The organism is Cellulomonas shaoxiangyii (genome assembly GCF_004798685.1).
Taxonomy (GTDB): domain Bacteria; phylum Actinomycetota; class Actinomycetes; order Actinomycetales; family Cellulomonadaceae; genus Cellulomonas; species Cellulomonas shaoxiangyii.
Genome location: NZ_CP039291.1, coordinates 407,947 through 429,918, shown reverse-complemented (window position 1 = coordinate 429,918; position 21,972 = coordinate 407,947). Strand labels below are relative to the sequence as shown.

At 73.5% G+C, this 21,972-nt stretch carries 21 protein-coding genes; 7 read left to right on the top strand and 14 right to left on the bottom strand.

Going from position 1 to position 21,972, the window contains the following annotated elements:
* Positions 1-168 precede the first annotated feature (168 nt).
* The 3 genes from E5225_RS01980 to E5225_RS01970 all read right to left on the bottom strand — a co-directional run bounded on the left by E5225_RS01980 (position 169) and on the right by E5225_RS01970 (position 6,596).
* Complete coding sequence (locus E5225_RS01980) at positions 169-402, bottom strand: hypothetical protein (protein WP_135974067.1); 234 nt, start codon at positions 400-402, stop codon at positions 169-171.
* Entirely contained in the window at positions 383-5,476 is a 5,094-nt protein-coding gene (locus tag E5225_RS01975; RefSeq protein WP_167306012.1) for an RHS repeat-associated core domain-containing protein, read from the bottom strand. The genes E5225_RS01980 and E5225_RS01975 overlap by 20 nt, the downstream gene beginning before the upstream one ends.
* 664 nt (positions 5,477-6,140) lie before the next feature.
* Positions 6,141-6,596, bottom strand: coding sequence for a DUF4913 domain-containing protein (locus E5225_RS01970; protein ID WP_135974069.1), 456 nt, complete (start codon positions 6,594-6,596; stop codon positions 6,141-6,143).
* A 789-nt stretch (positions 6,597-7,385) separates the two neighbouring features.
* Between E5225_RS01970 and E5225_RS01965 the strand changes: the two genes are divergently transcribed.
* Positions 7,386-8,873, top strand: coding sequence for an outer membrane protein assembly factor BamB family protein (locus E5225_RS01965; protein WP_136225275.1), 1,488 nt, complete (start codon positions 7,386-7,388; stop codon positions 8,871-8,873).
* Positions 8,874-8,931: 58 nt separating this feature from the next.
* Here E5225_RS01965 and dtd read toward each other — a convergent pair whose 3' ends face one another.
* From dtd to E5225_RS01935, 6 genes are read right to left on the bottom strand one after another with little or no spacing between them, the layout of a single operon-like run.
* Positions 8,932-9,369 (bottom strand): D-aminoacyl-tRNA deacylase, encoded by a 438-nt coding sequence (gene dtd, locus E5225_RS01960; protein WP_135973388.1) that lies wholly within the window; start codon positions 9,367-9,369, stop codon positions 8,932-8,934.
* A complete protein-coding gene (locus E5225_RS01955) occupies positions 9,366-10,421 on the bottom strand; it encodes an asparaginase (RefSeq protein ID WP_135973389.1) in 1,056 nt (351 codons plus the stop codon). The genes dtd and E5225_RS01955 overlap by 4 nt, the downstream gene beginning before the upstream one ends.
* An 8-nt stretch (positions 10,422-10,429) precedes the next feature.
* A complete protein-coding gene (locus tag E5225_RS01950) occupies positions 10,430-10,774 on the bottom strand; it encodes a DUF2516 family protein (RefSeq protein WP_135973390.1) in 345 nt (114 codons plus the stop codon).
* 28 nt (positions 10,775-10,802) lie between these two features.
* On the bottom strand, positions 10,803-11,915 hold the full coding sequence (locus E5225_RS01945; RefSeq protein ID WP_243738209.1) for an FUSC family protein: 1,113 nt from the start codon (positions 11,913-11,915) through the stop codon (positions 10,803-10,805).
* A gap of 3 nt (positions 11,916-11,918) precedes the next feature.
* Complete coding sequence (gene ygfZ, locus E5225_RS01940) at positions 11,919-13,136, bottom strand: CAF17-like 4Fe-4S cluster assembly/insertion protein YgfZ (protein ID WP_135973391.1); 1,218 nt, start codon at positions 13,134-13,136, stop codon at positions 11,919-11,921.
* Between the two features lies 1 nt (position 13,137).
* Positions 13,138-13,722, bottom strand: coding sequence for a heme-binding beta-barrel domain-containing protein (locus E5225_RS01935; RefSeq protein ID WP_135973392.1), 585 nt, complete (start codon positions 13,720-13,722; stop codon positions 13,138-13,140).
* 283 nt (positions 13,723-14,005) lie between these two features.
* Between E5225_RS01935 and E5225_RS01930 the strand changes: the two genes are divergently transcribed.
* Positions 14,006-14,377 carry a DsrE family protein gene (locus E5225_RS01930; protein WP_135973393.1) on the top strand — a complete coding sequence of 124 codons (372 nt, stop codon included), beginning with the start codon at positions 14,006-14,008 and terminating at the stop codon, positions 14,375-14,377.
* Positions 14,378-14,383: 6 nt separating this feature from the next.
* Here E5225_RS01930 and E5225_RS01925 read toward each other — a convergent pair whose 3' ends face one another.
* The gene (locus E5225_RS01925; protein WP_135973394.1) at positions 14,384-15,118 is read right to left on the bottom strand and encodes a hypothetical protein; all 735 of its coding nucleotides are present in this window, start codon (positions 15,116-15,118) and stop codon (positions 14,384-14,386) included.
* A gap of 157 nt (positions 15,119-15,275) precedes the next feature.
* Here E5225_RS01925 and E5225_RS01920 point away from each other — a divergent pair, with 157 nt between their 5' ends.
* The 3 genes from E5225_RS01920 (at position 15,276) to E5225_RS01910 (ending at position 18,500) form a co-directional block, all read left to right on the top strand.
* Positions 15,276-16,001: a winged helix-turn-helix transcriptional regulator gene (locus E5225_RS01920; RefSeq protein ID WP_135973395.1), complete on the top strand. Its 726-nt coding sequence runs from the start codon at positions 15,276-15,278 to the stop codon at positions 15,999-16,001.
* A gap of 121 nt (positions 16,002-16,122) precedes the next feature.
* Positions 16,123-17,538: a Na+/H+ antiporter NhaA gene (gene nhaA, locus E5225_RS01915; protein ID WP_243738210.1), complete on the top strand. Its 1,416-nt coding sequence runs from the start codon at positions 16,123-16,125 to the stop codon at positions 17,536-17,538.
* 11 nt (positions 17,539-17,549) lie between these two features.
* Positions 17,550-18,500, top strand: coding sequence for an alpha/beta fold hydrolase (locus E5225_RS01910; protein WP_135973396.1), 951 nt, complete (start codon positions 17,550-17,552; stop codon positions 18,498-18,500).
* A 3-nt stretch (positions 18,501-18,503) separates the two neighbouring features.
* On the opposite strand, the gene nth is transcribed toward E5225_RS01910, so the two are convergent.
* A complete protein-coding gene (gene nth, locus E5225_RS01905; protein WP_135973397.1) occupies positions 18,504-19,202 on the bottom strand; it encodes an endonuclease III in 699 nt (232 codons plus the stop codon).
* A gap of 137 nt (positions 19,203-19,339) precedes the next feature.
* Here nth and E5225_RS01900 point away from each other — a divergent pair, with 137 nt between their 5' ends.
* Both E5225_RS01900 and E5225_RS01895 read left to right on the top strand, forming a co-directional pair.
* Positions 19,340-19,759 carry an RsiG family protein gene (locus E5225_RS01900; RefSeq protein ID WP_135973398.1) on the top strand — a complete coding sequence of 140 codons (420 nt, stop codon included), beginning with the start codon at positions 19,340-19,342 and terminating at the stop codon, positions 19,757-19,759.
* A 239-nt stretch (positions 19,760-19,998) separates the two neighbouring features.
* Positions 19,999-20,676: a Crp/Fnr family transcriptional regulator gene (locus E5225_RS01895; RefSeq protein WP_135973399.1), complete on the top strand. Its 678-nt coding sequence runs from the start codon at positions 19,999-20,001 to the stop codon at positions 20,674-20,676.
* Positions 20,677-20,758: 82 nt separating this feature from the next.
* Here the strand turns inward: E5225_RS01895 and E5225_RS01890 are convergent, their stop codons facing one another.
* From E5225_RS01890 to E5225_RS01880, 3 genes are all read right to left on the bottom strand, one after another.
* Complete coding sequence (locus E5225_RS01890) at positions 20,759-21,256, bottom strand: RidA family protein (protein ID WP_135973400.1); 498 nt, start codon at positions 21,254-21,256, stop codon at positions 20,759-20,761.
* Positions 21,253-21,408, bottom strand: a complete 156-nt coding sequence (sp36, locus tag E5225_RS01885) for a Sp36 family protein (RefSeq protein ID WP_135973401.1) — start codon at positions 21,406-21,408, stop codon at positions 21,253-21,255. The genes E5225_RS01890 and sp36 overlap by 4 nt, the downstream gene beginning before the upstream one ends.
* 64 nt (positions 21,409-21,472) lie before the next feature.
* Complete coding sequence (locus tag E5225_RS01880) at positions 21,473-21,784, bottom strand: WhiB family transcriptional regulator (RefSeq protein WP_424945134.1); 312 nt, start codon at positions 21,782-21,784, stop codon at positions 21,473-21,475.
* Positions 21,785-21,972: the final 188 nt, after the last annotated feature.

Here is a 21,972-nt window from a genome sequence, read left to right as displayed (position 1 = left end):
GCGTCGTCTCCAGTCTCTTCCGAGCCAGTGTGGCGGCGGTGTGTCTGGCGGCCTACATCCCGACGCTTCGCCTACGCGCCTAGAACCATCCGCCGGACTCGATCGCGAGCGGTCGGCGAGTTACATACCGTACGGATCGACGCCCTGGCGCTTCAGGTTGGCACCATTTCAGGAGCCAGTTCGCGGCGGTTTGCCAGACTTCACCCATGCCACGCTGTCAAGCCAATCAGTCCAGGCTGCCGGATCAGCAGTCTCGCCGTTAGGGTAAATTTGGATGTCAGCGAGGATGGTCATCATGTATTCAGGGTTCCTGCGTGCATATTGCCAAACGAAATCGGTCATGGCCAAGAATGCTTCCTGCGCGGTGAGATTCTCCCCGCGGTCATCGTAAGATGCGCTCATTGAGGCCTCCGTTCGTTATGCCTCTCGAACTGTGAACCCTCGCCCACGCTTGAGTGCCGTCAGGTAGCGCGCGCAAGTACGTGGTGATGGTAGCGCCGTCGGGCAGGTTGACGACTGTCGAGATATTGCCCGGGCGCACAGCGGACTGAATCAGCGCTCGGTTAGCGGGGGTGTCGTGGGCGAGGTGTCCGCGATCCGTTCGGAATATGTGTGACAGTGCTGACTCGTCGAACGCCACGGAGGCTGCGCGCGGCGGGACCACGGGCGGCTTGGGTGTCGCTGGCCCCCGAACTGCAGAGGTACCTCCCGCTGCGAGGGACACAGCGCCTGCAGCATCAAACGATGCATGGGCAAAAGCTCGTGCCGACTCGTAAACGCAGCCCTTCTGTCCCAGCTCCCATCCGCGAGAAGTGTTGACCAGAAGGTGAAAAACCGGGTTGAACTGGTTCACAGCGAGCAAGAGCCCGCCCTCGCGGTATGCGGATTCGATAGCCGTGGGAAGTTGCTGTAATCCGTCAGCCCAGTGGGAGGGGTTGACGACATCAGCGATCCCTTGGTTCGCACCACGTGCTGCGGTGTCAAGGTCCCCCCAAAGCATGTCCCAGTCGACGTCGCCCCAAAACAAACCTAACGGGTCGGTGTACTGCAGGGGATTCCCGTCGGTGTAGCCGTAGGGGTTGCCGGTGGTGGCTTCGAGGGGGTCGCGGGTAAGGAATTGGGCGGTGGTGGGGTCGTAGTAGCGGGCGCGCAGGTAGAGGTAGCCGGTGGGGTCGGTGTACTCCCCGGCGTACCCGAACCGCGTGACCGCCGAGCTTCGCGCGCTGGTGACGTCTTGAGCGCGTCCGTAGGTGTCGTAGTCGGCGTCGGAGGTGACGCCACCGGTCGCGTCGGTGGTGCTGCGCACGGAGCCGAGTGTGTCGGTGTGGAGGTAGTCGATGGAGGCATCGGCGAGGTCGACCTGTGCGAGGGGTGTAGTGCCGTTGCCGTAGATGTAGGCGTGGGCGTGGTCGGTGAGTAGCAGCGGGACACCGGCGAGGGTGTCCCAGGTGTACTGCTCGGTGTTGGCGACGGTGGTGGCGCTGGCTCGTAGCCCGTCCGCGGCGTACGTGTACGTGGTGGTGATGCCGTCGGCTGCGGTGAGACTGGCGAGCTGGTTGGCCTGGTTGTAGGCGTGCGCGACGGTGCCGGCGGCCGCGCCCGTGTCGGTGACGGCGTTGGCGCGGTTGCCGCGCCCGTCGTACGTGTACGTCGTCGTGGCGGGAGCGTCGCCGGCTGCCGCGGCCGGGGTCACCAGGGTGGTGAGCTGGCGTGCGGTGTCGTAGGCCATGGCGCGTCCGTCGGCGAGGGTGGTGACGGAGCCAGCGGCGTCGAAGGTGAACGTGCCGGCGTCGTCCCCGGTCACCTCGCTGATGCGGGCGAGGTCGTCCCAGGCGTAGGTGGTGCTGGTCGCCGGGGTGGTGGGCGGCGCGCGGGAGTGGGGGGAGCGGGTGGTGGCCTGGTCGGCGAGCAGACCGGCGTCGGTGTAGCCGTAGGCGAGCTCGAGCAGGTCGGTCCCGTTGCCGCTGGTGGTCACGACAAGGGTCTGACCGTTGGCGTCGTGGTCGTAGTCGGTGGTCACGCCGTTGGGGTAGGCGAGCTGCTCGACCAGGCCGTCGGCGTCATAGGTGTAGGTGTATTCGCGGTTCGCCCAGTCGGTGACGGTAGTCAGCTGCCCAGCTGCGTCGTACTCGCGCTGCACCGTGTTTCCGGTGGGGTAGGTCAGCTCGGTCAGCCGGCCCAGCACGTCCCAGGCGTACCCGACCGAAGTGGCGCCGCGGTCGACCTCAAGGACACGCCCGAGGTTGTCGTAGGCGTAGGTGGTGGTGCCGGTGCCGTCCGTGACCGACGTCGGGCGCCCGGCGACGTCGTAGACGGTGGCCACGTCCGGGGTGGTGTCGGAGTAGTCCGTGCCGGTGCGACGACCAGCCGCGTCGTACGCGTAAGTGGTGACGGCGCCGTCGGCCCGGGTCACGGTGGTCAGCAGTCCGGCCCGGTCGTACCCGAACGTCGTGGTCCGCCCCGCGGTGTCGGTGGCCGTGGCCCGCCTGCCGGCGGTGTCGTAGGTGTAGGTGGTGCGGGCACCGGAGGCGTCGACGGTCGCGGTGACCTTGCCGGTGGCGTCGTACTCCCATTGCAGGGCGCTGCCGTCGGCGCGTAGCACCTTCACCGGTCGGCCGGCACGGTCGTAGCTGGTAGTCACCTTCCGCCCGTCGGCGTCGGTCACCGTGACCGGGCGACCGGCCGGGTCGTAAGCGGTGGTGGTGACCTTGCCGAGGGCATCGGTCACCGACACCAGTTGGTCGCCGGCGTCGTAGGTGTACGTCGTGCGCGCGCCCGACGGGCTGACGGTCGCGGTGACGCGGCCGGCTGCGTCGTACTCGTTGCGCGAGATCCGCCCCAGGGCGTCGGTGACCTTGGTTGCGCGCCCGAGGACGTCGTAGGTGGTGGTCGTCGTCGCCCCCGTCGGGTCGGTGACCGTGGTGACCCGGCCGGCGCCGTCGTAGGTGAACGTCGTGCGCTGCCCCTCGGCGTCGACGACGGCCGTGACCTGACCGGCGACGTCGTACTCGGTCGTCGTCGTCGCACCGGACGCGTCCGTGACGCTCGTCGGGCGACCGGCCGCGTCGTATGCCGACGCTACGACCGCGCCCACCGGGTCGGTGGCGGTCAACCGGCGCCCGGCGGCGTCGTAGGTGAACGTCGAGGTGAAGTCGCCAGCGTCAGCGCCCGGAGCGGCCCCACGCGGGTCGGTGGTCGAGGTAACCCGGCCGAGGGTGTCGTGCACGGTGGTCACCACCGCACCGTCCGGGCCGGTGAACGACGCAATGAAGCCTCGCGCGTCGTAGGCGTAGGTCGTGACCCGGCCGAGCGGGTCGGTCGCGGTCGCAACCGTGCCGTCCGGGTTGACCGTAAAGGTCGTCACCGTGCCGGTCGGGTCGGTCATCGACAGCAGGTTCCCCCGCTCGTCGTAGGTGAAGGTCGTCGACTCCCCCGCGGCGTTCGTGGCCACAAGCGGGTTATTGAACTCGTCATACGTCGTGGTGGAGATTCGCCCAAGCGGATCGGTGACCATGATGCGATTCCCGCGCCGGTCGTATGTGAACTGTGTGAGCCGATCGAGCGGGTCTCTGATCGACACAACGTTATTGCTTGCATCGTAGGTGTAGTGAGTGACTGCCTCTTCAGTGGTCTTCGCGGCTCTGATTTGGGACATCAGGCGCCCACTGCTGTACCGCTCGACGGTGCTCGCTCCCGTGGAGTCGGTGATGGTTGTTTCGTTGTACTCATCAACCGGGGAGATGTCGTAGGCGAAAGTAAGAACGCGTCCGAGAGGATCTGTCTGCTGTGTGATGCGCCCATCGCCGTCATAGACGTTCGTCGTTGTGCCTCCGCTTGCGCTGGTCAAGCTGAGGACGCGGTGCGAGTGGTCGTACGTGTACACCTTCGTCGAGCCATCGGGAAGGGTTACATTCGTGAGCTCGCCGTTGGCGTTGTACGCGTACACCACCGTCCTGCCAGAGTGATCTGAAACGGAAGCGACGTTTGCACCGTTCCAACGAACGGTGATGAATCGACCTTTCGAATCGCCGATCCGACCGACCCGGCCGGCACTGTTGTACCCGACATCAAGCTGATTCTCTAGGCGGTCGAATACGGCGATCAGGAGACCGCTAGCGTCGAATCGGAAGTTCTCCGTTTGTCGACGGCTGAGCAGGAAGGACCCGTCGGCTTGCGTTGTCAGCGTCGCAAGCGTCTGCGAAGAGCTTGTGTAATGGCCGTTCGAGTCCCGTCGGAAGACTATGGAGCTGCCGTTCTCCTGCAGCACCCGGACGCTATCCGCATTCTCTAGGGTCGCCTCTGCAGACCCAGCCCCGATTTCTAGACGCATGTCTAGGTTGGACGTCCAACCCCAACCCAGAGATCCTGGAATGGATGCACGCGTGGCGCCATAGCTGCGAGTCCACGAGAGAGAGGGGCCAACTCCCTCGACGGAGAGGTCTGTGACGTCTTCCCAGAACTCACCGGTAGCGGAGTTTATCGGGTCGCCATGGCACAACTGAGTGCATGGCTGCGAGGGGTTGAAACCGCCATCCGTCTCACTTACTTCCTCAGGCGGTGGATCCTGGCTGGTCAGACCTTTACTGTGCGCACGGACATCTTCTCCAGATCCGCCCACCGCGCCGCCTTGGCTTACATAGGCAGTGAGATCGCGCGGGTTTTCGGGCGAGGTTGCGATGGCAACCTCGTACGGATCCGTCTTTCCACAGAAGTTGTAATCCGCGTAGCAGGTGTGAAAGCGTCGGCCTTTCTCGTCATATATGCTGACGTTGTAGGGGTCGCCCAGAGCCCTACTCAACTTCACCCGATACCGGCTGTCGCCAAGGTAGTCGAGTATGACAGAGCCGGTCCAGCCGACGTTACGCACCTTGGCCGCAGAGGTTGAGCGAATGTCGTTCACCGGTCGGCCAGTGTTAGGGGCGTCTTGAGCGACGTACGCCGTGTAAACGCGTTCGGCGTTGTTCGGGGTGTGCGCGGTGAAGGTAATGGGGTCGTCGGACCGACAGTGCTCGTATGTCGGAGTGCAGCTATAGACCTTGCGGCCAGTGTCGTCGTAGACGCTCAGTCTGTATGGTTCCGGAATGCCCTTGGTGCGATTGATGGTGAATGTAGTGGCGGGATCGTCCGCGTGGACATCGGTTCCCATGTGGAGGTTGTCGATGGGGTGGGCACGCAGGCTCACGGTCCCCGTCCAGCCGAGATTCCTCACCTCAACTGAGGAGGGGGAGCGCACGTCCTGCACCGGCGGCCCTGTCGTGGGCGCGTCCTGAGCCACGTAGGCCGTGTATGTGCGGGAGGCGTTATTCGCCGTGCGTGCGGTGAAAGTGATCGGGTTATCTGCCCGGCAGTGCTCGTACGTCGAGGAGCAGTTGTACAACTTTCGTCCAGTATCGTCATACACGCTCAATTGATACGGGTCTGGAGTGCCCTTCGTTCGCGTGATGGTGAAGGTTGTGGTTGGGCCGTTCGCGTCCACATCGGCTCGGTCCGCTGTCAATGACAGCGCGCCGGTCCACCCAAGATTGCTGACCGTCACGCTAGAGGAAGCACGGACGTCGGTGACCGGTGGCCCAGTGGTGGGGCTATCTTGCGCGATGTACGCGGTGTATGTGCGTACTGTGTTATTTGGTGTGCGACTTGTGAAAGTGATGTCTTGAGTGGATCGACAAAGGCTACTGGTGCTCGGGCTGCAGTTGTAGACGCGGCGTCCGGTCTCGTCGTAGACGCTCAATCGATAGGGTGAGGAGATGCCTGCGTGGCGCCTCACCGTGAAGGTGGTAGCGGGGCTATTGGCATCGACCGCATGACTCGCCGCGCTGAGACTCAGGACTGACGTATCGCTGACGACGGCCGTCGCGCTCGGCAAGAATTGATGGCCTGCCACAAGGGAGAGGCCCGCGATCGTCAGCGTGACCGCGAGTGTGGCCAGGAGAGCGGTCATACCGCGACGCAGGCTGGTAGGGCGACGTGCGGACGGCTTGTTCAAAGTTCCTCATGATGCTGGGCTTCAGCGGACGGTCGCGCATGACCCTAGAGGGGAGGGACGTCCGTGTGACCGGCTCGCGCGCGTGATCACTCGCTCAGCCGAGTGGAACGCGATTATGCGTGGGCGCTGGGGCCTCGGGAGGGGCGGCAGGCGCCTATGGTGCGAGCTTCGCACGAAGGTCGACGAACAAGCCGTCCGGAGGCGCCATGTAGGGCAGCGGCTCGCCTCTCTTGCACAAGTCGTGCGGGGCATCCGCCGCGCCGAAGGGTCCGTCCGGGTCCATGAGCGCCGGCATGTGGTGGTCGGCGTGGTCACGCCACCACAAGCTCTTCCCGGTGCCGGGGTCGAGGCGTAAGTGTTCCCAGGCGCGCCAGAGGGCTTCTAGACGGATGACGGCTTCGTCGTAGCGCCACCACTCGGCGGCCCAGTAGCGGTGCCGGCCGTCGATGCGGCGGCGGTAGACGTTGCGCAGGTACTCGCGTACGAACTCGTCGACCGACCCGTAGTACAGGCTCGGTACATCCGCGCCAGCACCGCCGGCTGCCTGCTCGTCGTCGATGTCGACGCGTAGCGCGTCGTCGCCGTACGCGTCCTGGCCCCAGTCGCTCACGACGCCACCTGCGAGTCGTCAGCGGCCGTGGCGGCAGCAAACTCGGTCCGGGCACCGGCGATGGTGTCGTCGGCCTGCGGGCGTCGTACGTCAGGATCTGGTCCGCGAGAACCGTGGTGTTCCCGCTCGCGTCGTACTGGAGCGACGTGCCGCCGAGGTTCAGCCCCGCGACCGGGCTCGCGCCCGTCGGCGCACCCGTGACCGTCGTGGCGGTGAGCCGGTCCGCGTGGTCGTAGCACGACGTCACCGTCGTCGGGGCGCCGCCGTCGAGGACGTCGGTCGAGGAGGTCCGGTTCCCGTTCAGGCCGGCGCCCGGGCTGGCCCCGCACCCGCCCGACGCGGCGAACCCGTACGTGAGCACGTGCCGCGGGATCGCGGCCCGGACCAGTCGACCGGTCGTGTCGTACCAGGACGACGACACGTCCTGCACTGCACCGTCGGTCAGCGTGTTGCGCAGCACCCGCCCGGACTGCGAGCGAACCACCGCGTCGGTCACCGGCGCAGACCCCGCCGCGAAGGACCAGGCGAGCTGCTGCAGCGCACCCGCGCCGTCGCGCCCGACCGCGACGGACGTGCCGTTCGCGTACACGACCGATGCCATGTCGCGGCACGGCGCGCGCCGTGCCGCGACGCCCCGCCGTCCACAGCTGCTGTCCACACCCCTGTGTCCGGCCCGCGGCACGCCTGGTGAGCGGCTGCGCACAGCTGTGGACGAACATGTGGACGAGCACCCGACCGGGCGCACCGACCCGGTGCCACCATCCGTCCGGGACTGGGTAGCGTGCCCGCATGGTGCTGCGCCGCGGCCGGACCGAGGTGGAGCTCGTCGAGGACGACGGGGCCGCCCCGGCCCCCGCGCGCCCGCACGCGGGCCCGGAGCACGCCGCGCCGTCGCCCGCCCCCGCCCGGCGCCGCCGGCGCCGCTTCGCCGTCGCCGGCGCGGCCCTCGCCGTCGTCCTGCTCGGCGCCCAGCTCGTCACCGACGCGCGCGACCGCGCCGCCCTGGCCGAGCTGCGGACGGTGCCGGGCGTGCGGGCGCCCCTCCCGGACGCGCTCACGGAGGTCTGGCGCCTGCCGCTCGACCGGCTGCCCCGCCCTGTCGTCCCCACGGGTGACCCGCTGACCGGCGTCCGCGGGACCCCCGACGGCAGCGAGCTCGTCGCGCTCGCGCCCGCCACCGGCGCGGACGCGTGGGTCGTGCCGCTCACCAGCGCCCCCGCCGACGCCGTGGACACGCTCGGCACGCCGCAACCCACGTGCCACGCCGGTGCCGCGACCACGGGCCGGCCGGCGCTGCTGGTCTGCCTCGTCACCGACGCCTGGTCACGGGACGCGGGCGTCCTCGCGCACGACGTGCCCCCCACGACCTCGCGGCTCGTCGTGGTGCGCGCGACGGACGGCACCGTCGTCGCCGAGCACGCCACCGACGCCGGGCCGGGCACGCCCGCCACGTCGCTCGCGCTGCTGGGCGAGGTCGCCGTGCTGGGCCACCCGGTGGAGCCCGACACCCTCCTCGTCCGGGGTGTCGACGTGACCACCGGCGAGGAGCGGTGGCGCCGCGAGCCGCCGACCGGCCGGCCCCTGCTCGGTCTCGACGCCCGGGGGGTGCGCCGCGTCGACGGTGCGGCGGCCGTGCGCGACGTCGATGGGGTCGAGCTGCTCGACGCGGAGGGCACGCTGGTGCGCCGCGCCCGGGTGCCCGCCGACGCGACCGTCGCCTGGACCGACGGCGCCGACGGGCGGGGCCGGCTCCTCGTCACCGACGGCGAGCAGTGGCACCTGGTGACGCAGCGCCTGAACGTGCTGCTGCCCAGGCCGCCCGTGGACGTGCCCGTGGACGACGGCAGCGGCGGCCGCCTCGTCCTCGCGGCGACGCGCGCCGGCCTGCACGCGGTCGACACCGCGACGGGACGGCAGCGGTGGACCGTCTCCGTGGACGAGGTGCACTCGGCCCTGGTCGTGCAGGGCCGGGTGCACGCCGTCGCCGCGGACGGCGTGCACACCTACGACGCGCGGACGGGCGCGCCGCTGTGGGAGCACCTGCACGCGGTGCACGACGAGGCCGCCGCCGGGACCGTCGGCACGGACGGCCGCGACCTGTACGTCCCGGTCGCCGACGAGGGCGAGGAGCAGGCGGTCCGGCTGCTGCGGCTCGCGCTGCCGGACGGGCGCCCGAGCACGCCCGTCGCGGTCCCGCCGGGGCTGTCCGGACTGTCGACGGGGCCGGGGCCGGTCCTCGGCCGGAACGCCGCGGGCGAGGTCGTGGGACTCGGCTGACCCGCGGCCACCGGCGCCGGCCGCGCCGGCCGCGTGGGCCGCCGCGGCGAGCGGGGCGTCAGACCGCGGGCGCCGACTCCACGAGGATCGTCACGGGCCCGTCGTTCACGAGCTCGACCTGCATGTCGGCACCGAACCGCCCCGTCGCGACCTCGAGGCCCCGCGCCCGCAGCGCGTCGACGACCGCGTCGACGAGCGGCTCCGCGACCGGCCCGGGCGCGGCGGCGTTCCACGTGGGCCGCCGCCCCTTGCGCACGTCCGCGTAGAGCGTGAACTGGCTGACCACGAGCACGGGCGCCCCGACGTCGACGGCCGACTGCTCGTCGCGCAGGATCCGCAGCTCGGCGATCTTGCGCGCCACGACCTCGACCTGCGCCGGCCCGTCGCCGGGCGTGACACCGACGAGCGCGACCAGCCCCGGACGCGTGATCTCGCCGACGACCCGGCCGTCGACCCGCACGGCCGCGCGCGTGACGCGCTGGACGACCGCCCTCACGCGCCGCCGCCCGGCGCGCGACCGTCCACCGCCGCGCCCGGACCGAACGTCGCGACGACCGCGCCGACGGGCACGCCGTGCCCCAGCACGGGCGTCGCGGCGAGGTCGCGCAGCACCGCGGGGTCGACGCCCGCCACGGCCAGCGCGGCGGCGAGCACCGCGGGCCGGGGCCGCGAGCCGCCGTCGGCGACCTTGAGCGCGACCGCCCCGCCGTCCGGCAGCCCGGCCGCGTACACCCCGTCGGCGCCGTCCTTGGCGACCAGGCCCGGCACGGCCGCCATCACCGCGGTCACGTCCCGGCCCGTGCCGCCGACGTGCCACGGGTGCGCGGACATCGCCCGCCCGACGCGCGCCTCCGGCGCCGCCCCGTGCCCGGCTCCGTCGCCCGAGCCGTCCCCCGTGCCGGCCGCCGCCGCGATGCGACCGAACGCCCGCGCGAGCCCGCGCAGCGTCGTCGAGAGCACCGGCGCACCGCACCCGTCGACGGTGACGTGCGCGGGCGCGTCGCCCGTCAGGTCGGCGACGGCACGCACCACCGCGCGCTGCAGGGGGTGCGCGGGGTCCCGGTACGTCGCCGTGTCCCAGCCGGCCGCCCGGCACGTCGCGAGCATCGCCGCGTGCTTGCCCGAGCAGTTCTGCGTGAGCGACGCCGGCCCGTGCCCGGCGGTGCGCCACGCGTACGCGGCCTCGGCGTGCAGCGGCCAGTCGGGGGTGTTCTGCAGGTCGTCCTCGGTCAGGCCGGCGGCCGCGAGCATCCGCCGGACGACGTCGAGGTGGCCGTCCTCAGCGTTGTGCGACGCGCAGGCCAGCGCGAGCCGCTCGCCGTCGACGTCGAGCCCGCTGCGCAGCATCGCGACCGCCTGCAGCGGCTTCAGCGACGAGCGCGGCCAGACGACGACGTCGGGGTCCCCGAGCGCGAGCCGCACCGTGCCGTCCGGCGCGAGCACGACGACGTGGCCGCTGTGGACCGACTCGACCAGGTCCCCGCGCCGCACGAGCGCGAGCGGCACGGCGGCCGTCCCGACGTGCGCGGGTGCTGCCCCCGTGGCCACGGTCCCCGTCACCAGCCGCCGCGCGAGGGGCCGCCGGGGCCGCGGCGGCGCGTGTACGGCGCGACGGCCGGACGCACGTCGACGAGGTAGACGATCGCGGCGGCGGCACTGACGAGCGCGAGGAAGCTCGGGAACGGCAGCCCGACTCCGATCGGCGGCGGGATGCAGATGAAGGCGACGACGGTCGCGGCCACGAGCACCCACGTCCAGAACGTCCTCGTGCGCTTGCCGGCCGTGGTGAAGGCCTGCGGGGGACGGCGGAGGCAGTCGACCAGCGCCCACGCGCTCAACCCGAAGATCACCAGGTAGAAGAGCACGAAGAGCCACACCTGCGCGAAGCCGATGATGTCCACGCGGCGAGCCTACGCACTGCGCCGACCGCTACAGCTCCGGCAGGGCGTCGCGCGCCTCCGCCGGCGGGACGTCGGCGGCCTCGAGCAGGTCGACGACGAGCGAGCGCAGCAGGAGCACCAGCGACTGCACCTGCCAGTCCCCGGGCGCGAGCGCGTGCGGGTCGAGCGACGCGGCCACCGTGAGCAGCCGCTCGCGGGCGGCCCGCGGCGGCGCACCGGTGCCGAGCGCGTCGGCGAGCTCCTCGACCGCGCCGGCCGTCGAGGCGAGGGCGTCGGCCAGCGCCGGCGCGTCGTGGCCGTCGGCGACGGTCCGGCGGGCGCGCCTGGCCAGGACGCGCGCGTTGCGCATGGCCCGGTCGAGGAGCACGGCGGTGAGGACCATCCGCTCGAGCTCGGGCCGGTGGCGGCGGTGGGCGGGCGCGAGCCGGGCCAGCTCCGCGGCCGACGACGCCGCGGACCGCCACTCGTCGAGCGCGGGCTGCGAGGCGCGTCCGGTCAGCAGCGCCGCGCCGATGTCGTCGCCCGACCGGCGCGCCAGCCCCCGGGACACGCCCTGCAGCACCCCCGCGAGCTCCTCCGCCGCGGCGCGCGCGAGGCGGCGCGGGTGGCGCCGCGGGTCCGTGGGCGTCAGGAGCGCGACCGCGAGCGCGACGCCGCCGCCGATGAGTGCGTCGACCCACCGGCTGAACGGCCCGGCGCCGGGGATCGACGGCAGCCCGACGATGACGATCGCCTGCACGCCCGCCTGCGTGGTCAGCATCGGGCCCGCGTCGAGGAACCGCCCGAGCAGCGCCGACAGGAACAGGACGAGCGCCATCTGCCAGGCCCCGGAGCCGATCACGTGCACGACCAGGTCCCCCGCGGCGACGCCGATCGCGACGCCCGCGGCGAGCTCGGCGACCCGCCGCACGGACCGGTCCCGCGAGAAGCCCAGCGCGATCCACGCGCTGACGGGCGCGAAGAACGGCAGCTCGTGCCCGAAGACGTACCGGCCGATCGCGTAGGCGACGCCCGCCGCGACAGACGCCTGCAGCACGAACGCCCACGACGCCCGGACCCGCGCCCGCCCGGCCCGCACGCGCGACGCGACGAGCACGCGCACCGCGGCGGACCCCCGCAGCGACGACGCGGCCGCGCCCACGGCTCAGCCGCCGAGCATCGGGTGGTGGCCGAGCCCGCGGGTGAGCGGACCGCGCGCGGCCGGGCGGTCGGCCGACACGCCCTCGCCCGGGACGACGACCTCCTGGCCGGCCGAGACGGCGCCGCCGTCGCAGTCGACCAGCAGCACCGCGTCCTCGGGCACCGACCGCTTCACGACGGCGAGCGCGATCGGCCCCAGCTCGTGGTGCCGCGCGACCGACGTCACGCGCCCGACGGGGCGCCCGGGCGTGCCGCCCTCCGACGCGTCCCCGGCGCGCGTCACGGCGCCGCGCTCGTCGAGGTCGGGCAGGAAGACCTCGGCACCGGCCTCCGGCACGAGGTGCCCGGAGCCGTCCAGGTGCAGCATCACGAGCCGGCGCGGCGGGCGGCCGAGGTTGTGCACGCGCGCGATCGTCTCCTGCCCGCGGTAGCAGCCCTTGTGCAGGTGCACGGCCGTGCGCAGCCAGTCGAGCTCGTGCGGGATGGTGCGCTCGTCGACCTCGCGCGACGTGCGCGGGCGCCACGCCTCGACGCGCAGGGCCTCGGACGCCCAGGTCCCGACGAGCGGCCAGCCGGCGGCCTCGCGCGCACGGACCTCCTCGACGAGCCGGTCCCGGGGCACCAGCACGAGCCGCCACCGCCGGTCGGCGCCGGGGTGGTCGGCGTCCGACGGGCCGTAGCGGGTCCCGCCCGGCCCGGTGCGCGGCCACGGGTCGCGCCACGTCACGGGCTCGCCCTCGCCGCCCTCCGCGTCGAGCGGCTCGGCGACGGCGGCCCAGTCGTCGGTGACGTCGGCGACCTCGACGCGGAGCATGAACCGCATCCGGTCCAGCCAGGCCGCGAGCGCGGGCGCCGTCTCGGTGATCAGCCACGTCGTGCTGCCGTCGTCGACGACGCCGGCCGCGTGCTCGAGGCGCCCCTGCGGGTCGAGCACGAGCAGCTCGGTCGACGTGCGGGGCGGCAGGTCGGTGAGCTCCTGCGACGTGAGCGAGTGGAGCCAGCTGAGCCGGTCCGGGCCGGTCACGGTGACGACGCCGAGGTGCGACTGGTCGACGACCGCACCGCCGCGCGTGAGGGCCCGCTGCTCGGCGGTCGGGTCGCCGTAGTGCCACGCGACGCCGGCGTCGGGGCCGGCCGCGGCGACCGCGCCGTGCCGGGCCAGCAGGGGGCTGCGGTGGCGGGGTCCCGGCGCGGGAGCGGCGTCGGCGGGGGTGGTGGTCACGTCAGTCCTCCACACGCGCGAGCCGGCCGGACGCGTACGACTGCATCGGGTGGCCGAACGCGGCCAGGTCGTGCGCCCACATGAGCTCCCCGTCGACCAGCCCGTACAGGCGCTTGCCGGCGTTCACGGCCGCGCCCGTGGCGGTGTGCGCGATGAGGTCGGAGACGAGGTCGATGCGGCCGTTGCCGACGGCGCCGACGTACACGGCCACGTGGCCGGACGGGTCGGCGAGCAGCAGCTCGACGGGGTGCTGGCCGTCGGCGAGGCCCTCGGGGCGCTCCGGCGGCACGCGCCAGTACCCGGACTCGGTCGACCAGACGGGGCCGTCGCCGGCCGCCGCGTCCTCGCCTGCGGCGGGCGCGGGTGCGTCGTCGAGCGCGGCCGCGTCGTCGGGTGCGACGACGAGCCGGAGCGTCGTCGTGTACGCCAGGTACGGCCCGCCGTCGTGCGTGATGTCGAGCTCCTGCGTGAAGGCGCTCTCCTCGACGCCGGGGTACCCGACGACGCCCTCACCGCGCCAGCGCCCGACCAGCCAGGCGAGCGGGTAGACCTCGGGCGCCAGGCCCTCGGGCAGGACGAACGGCACGTTGCCTCCTCGACTCGGACGCCGGCCCGGGACGGACGCCGGCCCGGACCTGCGCGCTGCGGGTGCCCCGACCGGTCACCCGCAGCGGGTGCACGACCCGTCGACGGGTCAGCGCTGGCCCTTGTACAGGCGGTAGACGACGAACACGGCGAACCACCCGATCGCCAGCGTGGCGGCCACGAGCAGGCCGATGAAGAAGCCCTCGAGCGCAGTCATGCACCGATCCTAACGACCGGCGGGGCCCACCTCTTCCCACGGCGCCCGCGCTCCCTACGCTGGGCGCGTGACCCCCACCCCCCGTCCCCTCGTCGTGAAGACCACCAGCGGCACCGACCGGCCCGAGGCGGCCAACCAGGCGTTCACGGTGGCGGCCGCCGCGGTCGCCGCCGGCGCCGAGGTCAGCCTGTGGCTCACCGGGGAGTCGGCGTGGTTCGCGCTGCCCGGCCGCGCCGCCGGGCTCGTGCTCGAGCACGCCACGCCGCTGCCCGAGCTGCTCGACCTGCTCCTCGCCGAGGGCCGCGTGACGGTGTGCACGCAGTGCGCGGCGCGTCGGGGCATCACCGCGCAGGACGTCCTGCCGGGCGTGCGGGTCGCGGGCGCCGCGGTGTTCGTGGAGGAGACGCTGCGGCCCGACGCGCAGGCCCTCGTGTACTGACCGGTCTCAGCCGGCGAGCACGCGCCCGGCGACGTAGACCAGCACGCCGCTGACCGTCACGGGCAGCACCGCCACCGCGAGCGACGGCAGGCGGCGCGCGAGCGCGGGGACCCGGTCGAACAGCGCGTGCATCGCGGCGACCAGCACGCCCACACCGAAGCCCAGCACGGCGCCCGTGAGGAGCTCGACCGTCGGCAGCACGGCTCCCACGAGCGTCCCGCCGGCCGTCGCGGCGACGACCGTCACCAGGTACACCAGGCCCCGGCGGCCGTGCAGCGCGACGGCGGCCGAGCCGAGCGCGAGCGCCACCGCCCCGGCGACCACGAGGGCCGCCCCGCCCTCCAGGCGCGCCGTGGCGACCCAGCCGGTCACGCACACCGCGAGCACGGTGCCCGTCACGGTCCCGGACACCGACTCGACGAGGCGGACCCGCCCGTCGCGGCGCAGGAGCTCGTTGACGAACGCGAGCACGACGGCAGCCGCGAAGACGAGGGGCATGTGCTGGAGGTAGGGCTGCAGGGGCGTGAACGTCACGGCCGCCACCGCACCGAGGCCACCGAGGGCGACCACCGCCACGGAACCGGGCACGAACGGCAGGCCGGCGAGCGCGGGCCACCCCGCGGCGAGCACGACGACGAGGACGGCCGCGAGGCCGGCGAGCGGCAGCACGTCGAGGAAGCCGGCGACTGCGACGGCGGCGGCGAGGACGGCCGTCAGGACGGAGCGGGTCTCGACGCTCACGGCCGCACCGGGCACCCGGGCGCGGGCCTGCAGGGACGGCGGAGGGCCGGGCGGGTCAGCACGCCGGGATTCTCTCAGACGCCACCCCCCGGTCGGTCGACGCGACTGCGTGGGAGCACGCGGTACCGTGTGCCCACTCGCACGCCAGGAGGTGAACGTGGCGGACCTGCTGCTGCTCACGCCAGCGTCCGGTGGTTCGGCACAGGTGCTGCCCGCCCTGGGGCTCCTGTCCCACCGGGTCAGGGTCCTGCCGGTCGAACCGTCGGCGCTCGTGGACGCACCGGACGCGGACATCGTCGTGCTCGACGCACGGCGTGACCTCGTGACGGCCCGCACCACGTGCCGGCTGCTGCGCGCGACGGGCCTGACGGTGCCGCTCGTGCTCGTGCTCACCGAGGGCGGCCTCACGGTCGTCACGGCGGAGTGGGGCGCGGACGACATCGTGCTCGAGCACGCGACGCCGGCGGAGGTCGAGACGCGGTTCCGGCTCGTCATGGAGCGCGCCGCGACGGCGTCGTTCGACGACGCACCGCAGGAGATCTCCTCGGGCGAGCTGACCATCGACGCCGGCGGCTACACCGCCCGGCTGCGCGGGCGCCCGCTCGACCTCACGTACAAGGAGTTCGAGCTCCTCAAGTACCTCGTGCAGCACCCGGGCCGCGTGTTCACGCGCGCCCAGCTCCTGCAGGAGGTCTGGGGCTACGACTACTACGGGGGCACCCGCACCGTGGACGTCCACGTGCGGCGCCTGCGCGCGAAGCTCGGACCCGAGCACGAGCAGCTGATCGGGACCGTGCGCAACGTCGGCTACCGCTTCGACCCGCCGAAGGACCGCCGCGGTCAGGACGACCGCGCGGACGTGCCGGAGCCGGCCGACGCCTGACACGAGCGGCCGCGCCGCCCTCACCGGGCGTGCGTCACCTCGTCGTCGGTAAGGTGGACTCCCGGTGCGCCGGGAAGTCTGGTCGGCAACGTCTCGACCGACCCCACCGAGAGGTACACCTGTGCCCACGCCCCCGTCCGGCATCCCGGCGCAGCGCCCCGCGCGCACGCTCTTCTCCGCCCTCACCCCCGGTGGTGAGCGCAACCTGGCCGACACGCTGCGCGACGAGCGCATCGGCGGCATGCTCCTGCTGGTCGGCGCCGTCGTGGCGCTGCTCTGGGCCAACCTCGCCCCCGCGTCGTACGAGGCGGTGAGCGGGACCGTCGTCGGTCCCGCCGCGCTGCACCTCGACCTCGACCTCGCGCACTGGGCCGCCGACGGGCTGCTCGCGATCTTCTTCTTCGTCGTGGGCCTCGAGCTCAAGCGCGAGATGGTCGTGGGCGAGCTGCGGCACGTGGCCACGGCGGCGCTGCCCGCGGCCGCGGCGGTCGGCGGCATGATCGTGCCGGCGGGCATCTACCTCGCCGTCAACGCGGCGATGCCGGACGGCGCACCGGAGGGCTGGGCGGTGCCGACCGCCACCGACATCGCGTTCGCGGTGGGCGTCCTCGCCATCGTCGGCCGCGGCGTGCCCGTCGCGCTGCGCGCGTTCCTGCTGACGCTCGCGGTGGTCGACGACCTGCTGGCGATCGTCATCATCGCCGTCGGCTACACGGACACCGTGACGCTCGGGCTCATGCTCGGCTCGTTCGCGTGCGTGGCCGTCTTCGCCCTCGCCCTGCGCCGCGGCCTGCGCTCGCCGTTCGTGCTGGTCCCGCTCGCGCTCGCCGCGTGGGCGCTGCTGCACGCGTCGGGCGTGCACGCGACGATCGCCGGCGTGCTGCTCGGCTTCGCCGTCCCCGCCGCCGTGGGCTCGGCCGTCCCGGGGTCGGACGCCCAGGACGCGGACTCCGACCACTCCCTCGCGGAGCGCTACGAGCACCTGTGGCGGCCGGTGTCCGCCGGGTTCGCCGTGCCGGTGTTCGCGCTCTTCGCCGCGGGCGTGGCCGTCGAGCCGGCCACGATCGGCGCGACCTTCACCGAGCCGGTCGGGCTGGGCGTGGTGCTCGGCCTCGTGCTCGGCAAGCCCCTGGGCATCGTGCTCGCGACGTGGCTGGTGTCGCGGTTCACCCGCGCACGGCTCGCGCCGGGCCTGGGCTGGTGGGACGTGACGGGCGTCGGCCTGCTCGCCGGCATCGGGTTCACGGTGTCGCTGCTGGTCGGGTCGCTCGCCTTCGGTACCGGCACGGTCCTGGCCGACCACGTGGTGGTCGGCGTGCTCGCGGCGTCGCTGCTCGCGGCCCTGCTGGGCGGGTCCGTGCTCGCGTGGCGCGGGCGCGTGCACACCGCGCTCGCCGAGGGCGCCGCGGGGCCGGACGCGACCGACCGGGCCGCGACGGCCGCGGTCGACCCGCAGGCGCCTCCCGTGGCCGAGGACACGGCCGCCCCGGCCCCCGGTGCGGCGGAGGGGGGTCACGAGCGGGGGCCGAGCCGGTAGGTTCGCACCCGATGACCACCGTCGACTCCGCCGCTCTGCTCTTCGACGGCCCCTGGCAGCACCGCTTCGTCACCGCGAACGGCGCCCGCTTCCACGTCACCGTGGCGGGCGACCAGGACGCGCCGCTCGTCCTGCTGCTGCACGGCGTCCCGCAGTTCTGGTGGGCCTGGCGCCACCAGCTGCCGGTGCTCGCCGCCGCGGGCTACCGCGTCGCCGCCATGGACCTACGGGGCACCGGCGGCTCCGACAAGCCCCCGCAGGGCTACGACGTGCCGACGCTCGCGGCCGATGCGGCGGGCGTCATCCGCTCGCTGGGCGAGTCGGACGCGGTCGTCGTCGGCAGCGGGACGGGCGCCGACGTCGCCTGGGCCACCGCCGCCGCCCACCCGGACGTGGTCCGGGCGCTCGGCGTGCTCGCGGGCCCGCACCCGCTCGACCGCGTCCTCGAGCCACGCACCGCCCCGCACCCGGCCGCGGCCGCGCTGCTCGCGTTCACGCAGCTCCCGTCGCTGCCGGAGCGCGCGGTCGTCGAGGGCGACCTCGTCGAGCGCATGTTCACGCAGTGGGGCGGCATGCCCGGCCGCCCCGACGTCACGGCCGTGGACACGTACCGCCGCGCGCTGCGGGTGCCGTTCGCCGCGCACAGCCAGCTGGAGCAGGTGCGCTGGCTCGTCCGGTCGACCCCGCGCCCCGACGGTCGCCGGTACCGCGCGGTGCTGCGCGACGCCCGGCCGGTACCCGTGCTGCAGGTGCACGGGGCCCGCGACGGCCTGCGCCCGGCCTCGCACGCGGCGCTGCGCACGCCGACGCGCGCCCTCGCCCACCCCTACCGCTACGAGCTGCTGCGCGGCGCCGGGCACTTCCTCACCGACCAGGCGCCCGAGCAGGTCGGCGAGCTGCTCGTCGACTGGCTCGCGGAGGTCGGCAGCGCACGGGCCCGCGACCGGCGCGTCGGGGCCTGAGCCTCAGCCCTTGAGCATCGCGGTCGCGCGGACCGGGTCGGTCTCGCCGATGCCGGCCGACGGGCACAGCGCCGCGACGGGGCACGCCCCGCACGCCGGCCGCCGCGCGAAGCACGTGCGTCGTCCGTGGAAGATCAGCCGGTGGCAGGCCATGGTCCAGTCGCGCCGCTCGATCAGCGGCTGCAGGTCCTGCTCGATGACGAGCGGGTCCTCGCTCGTCGTGTAGCCCAGCCGCCTCGACAGCCGCGCGACGTGCGTGTCCACCGTGATGCCCGGGACCCCGAACGCGTTCCCGAGCACGACGTTCGCGGTCTTGCGTCCCACGCCGGGCAGCGTGACGAGGTCCTCGAGGCGCGCCGGCACCTCCCCGCCGAAGCGCTCCACAAGCGCCTGGCCGATGCCCATGACGGCGCGCGACTTGGCCCGGTAGAACCCGGTCGGCCGCAGGATCTCCTCGAGCTCGCTGAGGTCCGCCGCCGCGAGCGCCACGGCGTCCGGGTACCGCGCGAAGAGCTCGGGGGTCGTCTGGTTGACCCGCACGTCCGTGGTCTGCGCCGACAGCACCGTGGCGATCAGCAGCTCGAACGGGTCGCGGAAGTCGAGCTCGCAGTGCGCGTCCGGGTAACGGACGGCGAGCGCACGGTCGATGCGCCGGGCGCGCCGGGTGCGCGCGAGGGGGCTCTCGGGGCTGGTGCTGTCCACGCGGGCAGGCTACGCCGGGGCACCGACGCCGCACCCGCCCGGCGCGTGCCCGCCGGGCGCTGCTCCCCCCGGGTGACGTACTCCCCGCCGTGGGGCAGAACGCTCAAGTCCGACGCGACCCGGCCGATCCCCCTCACGTGACGTCGTCGGCCCTCGGGCACCCGCTGGACGAGCTCCGCCAGGAACGGCGCGCGCTGCGGGCCGAGCAGGCCCGCGTCGGGCGGTGGCGCCGCGTCGTGCGTGCCCGCATGGACCTGGTGGTGGCGAGCGCCGCGCGGCCCGAGGACCTCGGCGCCGGCATGGCGTCCGTGCTCCCGGTCGACGTGGTTCTCGAGGCGCCGCCGCCGGCCGCGCTGGCAGGGGCGCTGGAGGGCACCGCCGCCGTGCGCGAGGTCGGCGTGCTGCCGGCCCTGCGCGACCTCGACGCGCGCCTCGCGCGCTACGAGGACGGCGTCGAGCAGGCGCTGCACCGCGTGACGGACCGCCTCGTGGAGCGCCTCGCGCGTGACCCGGGGGCCGTCGCCGGCCTCCTGGCGCGCACCACCGGTCGCGGCTGAGCCGCCCGGCGGGCAGTCCCACCGGGCCGCCGCTGCGCGTGCGCACGGGCGCCCGACGCGCGACCCGCGTGCGATGCGGCAGACTGACATGTGACAGCAGGGGCGGGCACGACCGCACGCACCGCCCCCGCCGCGCCGTCCCGCGCACTCCGCGGGCGTCGCCGCGCGGTCGACCACACCGTGCTGCCGAGGGTGCGGGACGCAAGGCCGGCAAGGTCCGGGAGAGAGAAGGTGCCGCTGTGGCGGATGACATCGTGCTGACGGCCCCGCTGTTCGCGGGTCTGGACGCGGAGTCGTCGGGAGCGCTCATCGCGTCGATGAAGGAGATCGATGCCGGTCGGGGCGACGTCCTGTTCCATGAGGGCGAGCCGGGTGACCGCCTCTACGTCGTGCGCGAGGGCAAGATCAAGCTCGGCCGCCGCTCGAACGACGGCCGCGAGAACCTGCTCGCCGTGCTCGGCCCGGGCGAGATGTTCGGCGAGCTGTCCCTGTTCGACCCGGGCCCGCGCACCGCGACGGCGACCGTGGTCGCCGACGCCGTCGTGCTCGAGCTCGGCCACCCGGACCTGATCCGCTGGCTCGAGGACAAGCCGACGGTCGCCGAGCACCTGCTGCAGGCGCTGGCCCGCCGGCTGCGCCGCACCAACGAGGCGCTCGCCGACCTGGTGTTCTCCGACGTGCCGGGACGCGTGGCCAAGGCCCTGCTCGACCTGTCGACCCGCTTCGGGCAGGAGGTCGACGAGGGCATCCGGGTCGCCCACGACCTGACGCAGGAGGAGCTGGCGCAGCTCGTCGGCGCGTCGCGCGAGACCGTGAACAAGGCGCTCGCCGACTTCGCCGCGCGCGGCTGGGTCCGCCGCGAGGGCCGTGCGGTCGTGCTGCTGGACGTCGACCGGCTCGAGCGCCGCGCCCGCTGACGGGTCCGCACGCGGGGTGCCCGTGTGCACCGGCGTGCCACCGCGTGCCCGTCCGCCCCGGCGTGCCGTCGGCGCGCCGGGGTCAGTCGACCGCGACGACGATCTCGAGCTCGACCGGGGAGTCCATCGGCAGCACCGCGACGCCCACCGCGGACCGCGCGTGCACGCCGGCCTCGCCGAGCAGCTCGTGCAGCAGCAGGCTCGCGCCGTTGACCACGGCCGGCTGCCCGCTGAACGCGGGGTCGCTCGCGACGAAGCCGACGAGCTTGACGACCCGCCGGATGCGGTCGAGCGCCGTCACCGGGTCGGTCCCGTCCTCCTGGGCGAGCAGGGCGCCCACGGCCGCGAGGGCGTTGAGCGCCGCGACGCGCGCCAGGTCGGCCGCGTCCTCCGGCGTGACGTCGCCGCCGACCTTGCCCGTGGCCGGGAGCGCGCCGTCGACGAAGGGCAGCTGCCCCGAGGTCCACACGTGCCGGCCGTCGCGCACGGCGGGCACGTACGCCGCCAGGGGCGCCGCGACGCCGGGCAGGGTCAGGCCGAGCTCGGAGAGCCGGGTACCGACCCGCGCGGCACCGCTCACGGCTTCGGCCGCTTGAGGTAGGCGACGAGCCCCGCGTCCGGGCCCTGGATGACCGTCACGAGCTCCCACCCGTCGGACCCCCACTGGTCGAGGATCGCCTTGGTGGCGTGGATGATGAGCGGAACGGTCGCGTACTCCCACTGGGTGGCCATGGGCCCACCCTAGTGGCGGGCGCCCGCCCGCCGACGTCGGCTGCCGCGTCCCTGGTGGGAGCGCTCACACACGCGCGGACGACAGCGACGCCAGCGACATGTCCGAGCCGACGAGCTCGTTGCGCCACGACACCACGTCGGGACGCCGGCGCAGGAGCGCCCGCCGCTCGCGCTCCGTCATGCCGCCCCACACGCCGAAGTCGGCGCGGCTGTCGAGCGCGTCCGCCAGGCAGTCCAGGCGCACGGGGCAGCCCACGCACACGCTGCGGGCGTCCCGCTGCGCCGAGCCCTCGACGAAGAGCGCGTCGGGCGCCAGATTGTTGGACCCGCACGCTGCGCGCGCGGTCCAGTGGCCGTCCACCTCGAGCACCGTCACCTGTGACCTCCGTCCCTGCCGATAGCACCGGGGACGCTAGCGGGTCAGCAGGCGCCCGTATAGACCCGCCCGCCGGTTTCCGCCACCCGGCGCAGTCCGCGCGTCGGGCTGTGCAGGTCGCGTGGAGGAGGCGCGGGGGTGGCGAGCGCCACCCCCGCGCGTCAGCGCCCGCCGGTACCCTCACGGGT

Bases quoted from the DNA above. Each gene is read 5' to 3' on its own strand.
- E5225_RS01980 (WP_135974067.1), bottom strand. From the start codon at position 402: ATGAGCGCATCTTACGATGACCGCGGGGAGAATCTCACCGCGCAGGAA.
- E5225_RS01965 (WP_136225275.1), top strand. From the start codon at position 7,386: ATGGTGCTGCGCCGCGGCCGGACCGAGGTGGAGCTCGTCGAGGACGAC.
- E5225_RS01910 (WP_135973396.1), top strand. From the start codon at position 17,550: ATGACCACCGTCGACTCCGCCGCTCTGCTCTTCGACGGCCCCTGGCAG.
- sp36 (WP_135973401.1), bottom strand. From the start codon at position 21,408: ATGGCCACCCAGTGGGAGTACGCGACCGTTCCGCTCATCATCCACGCC.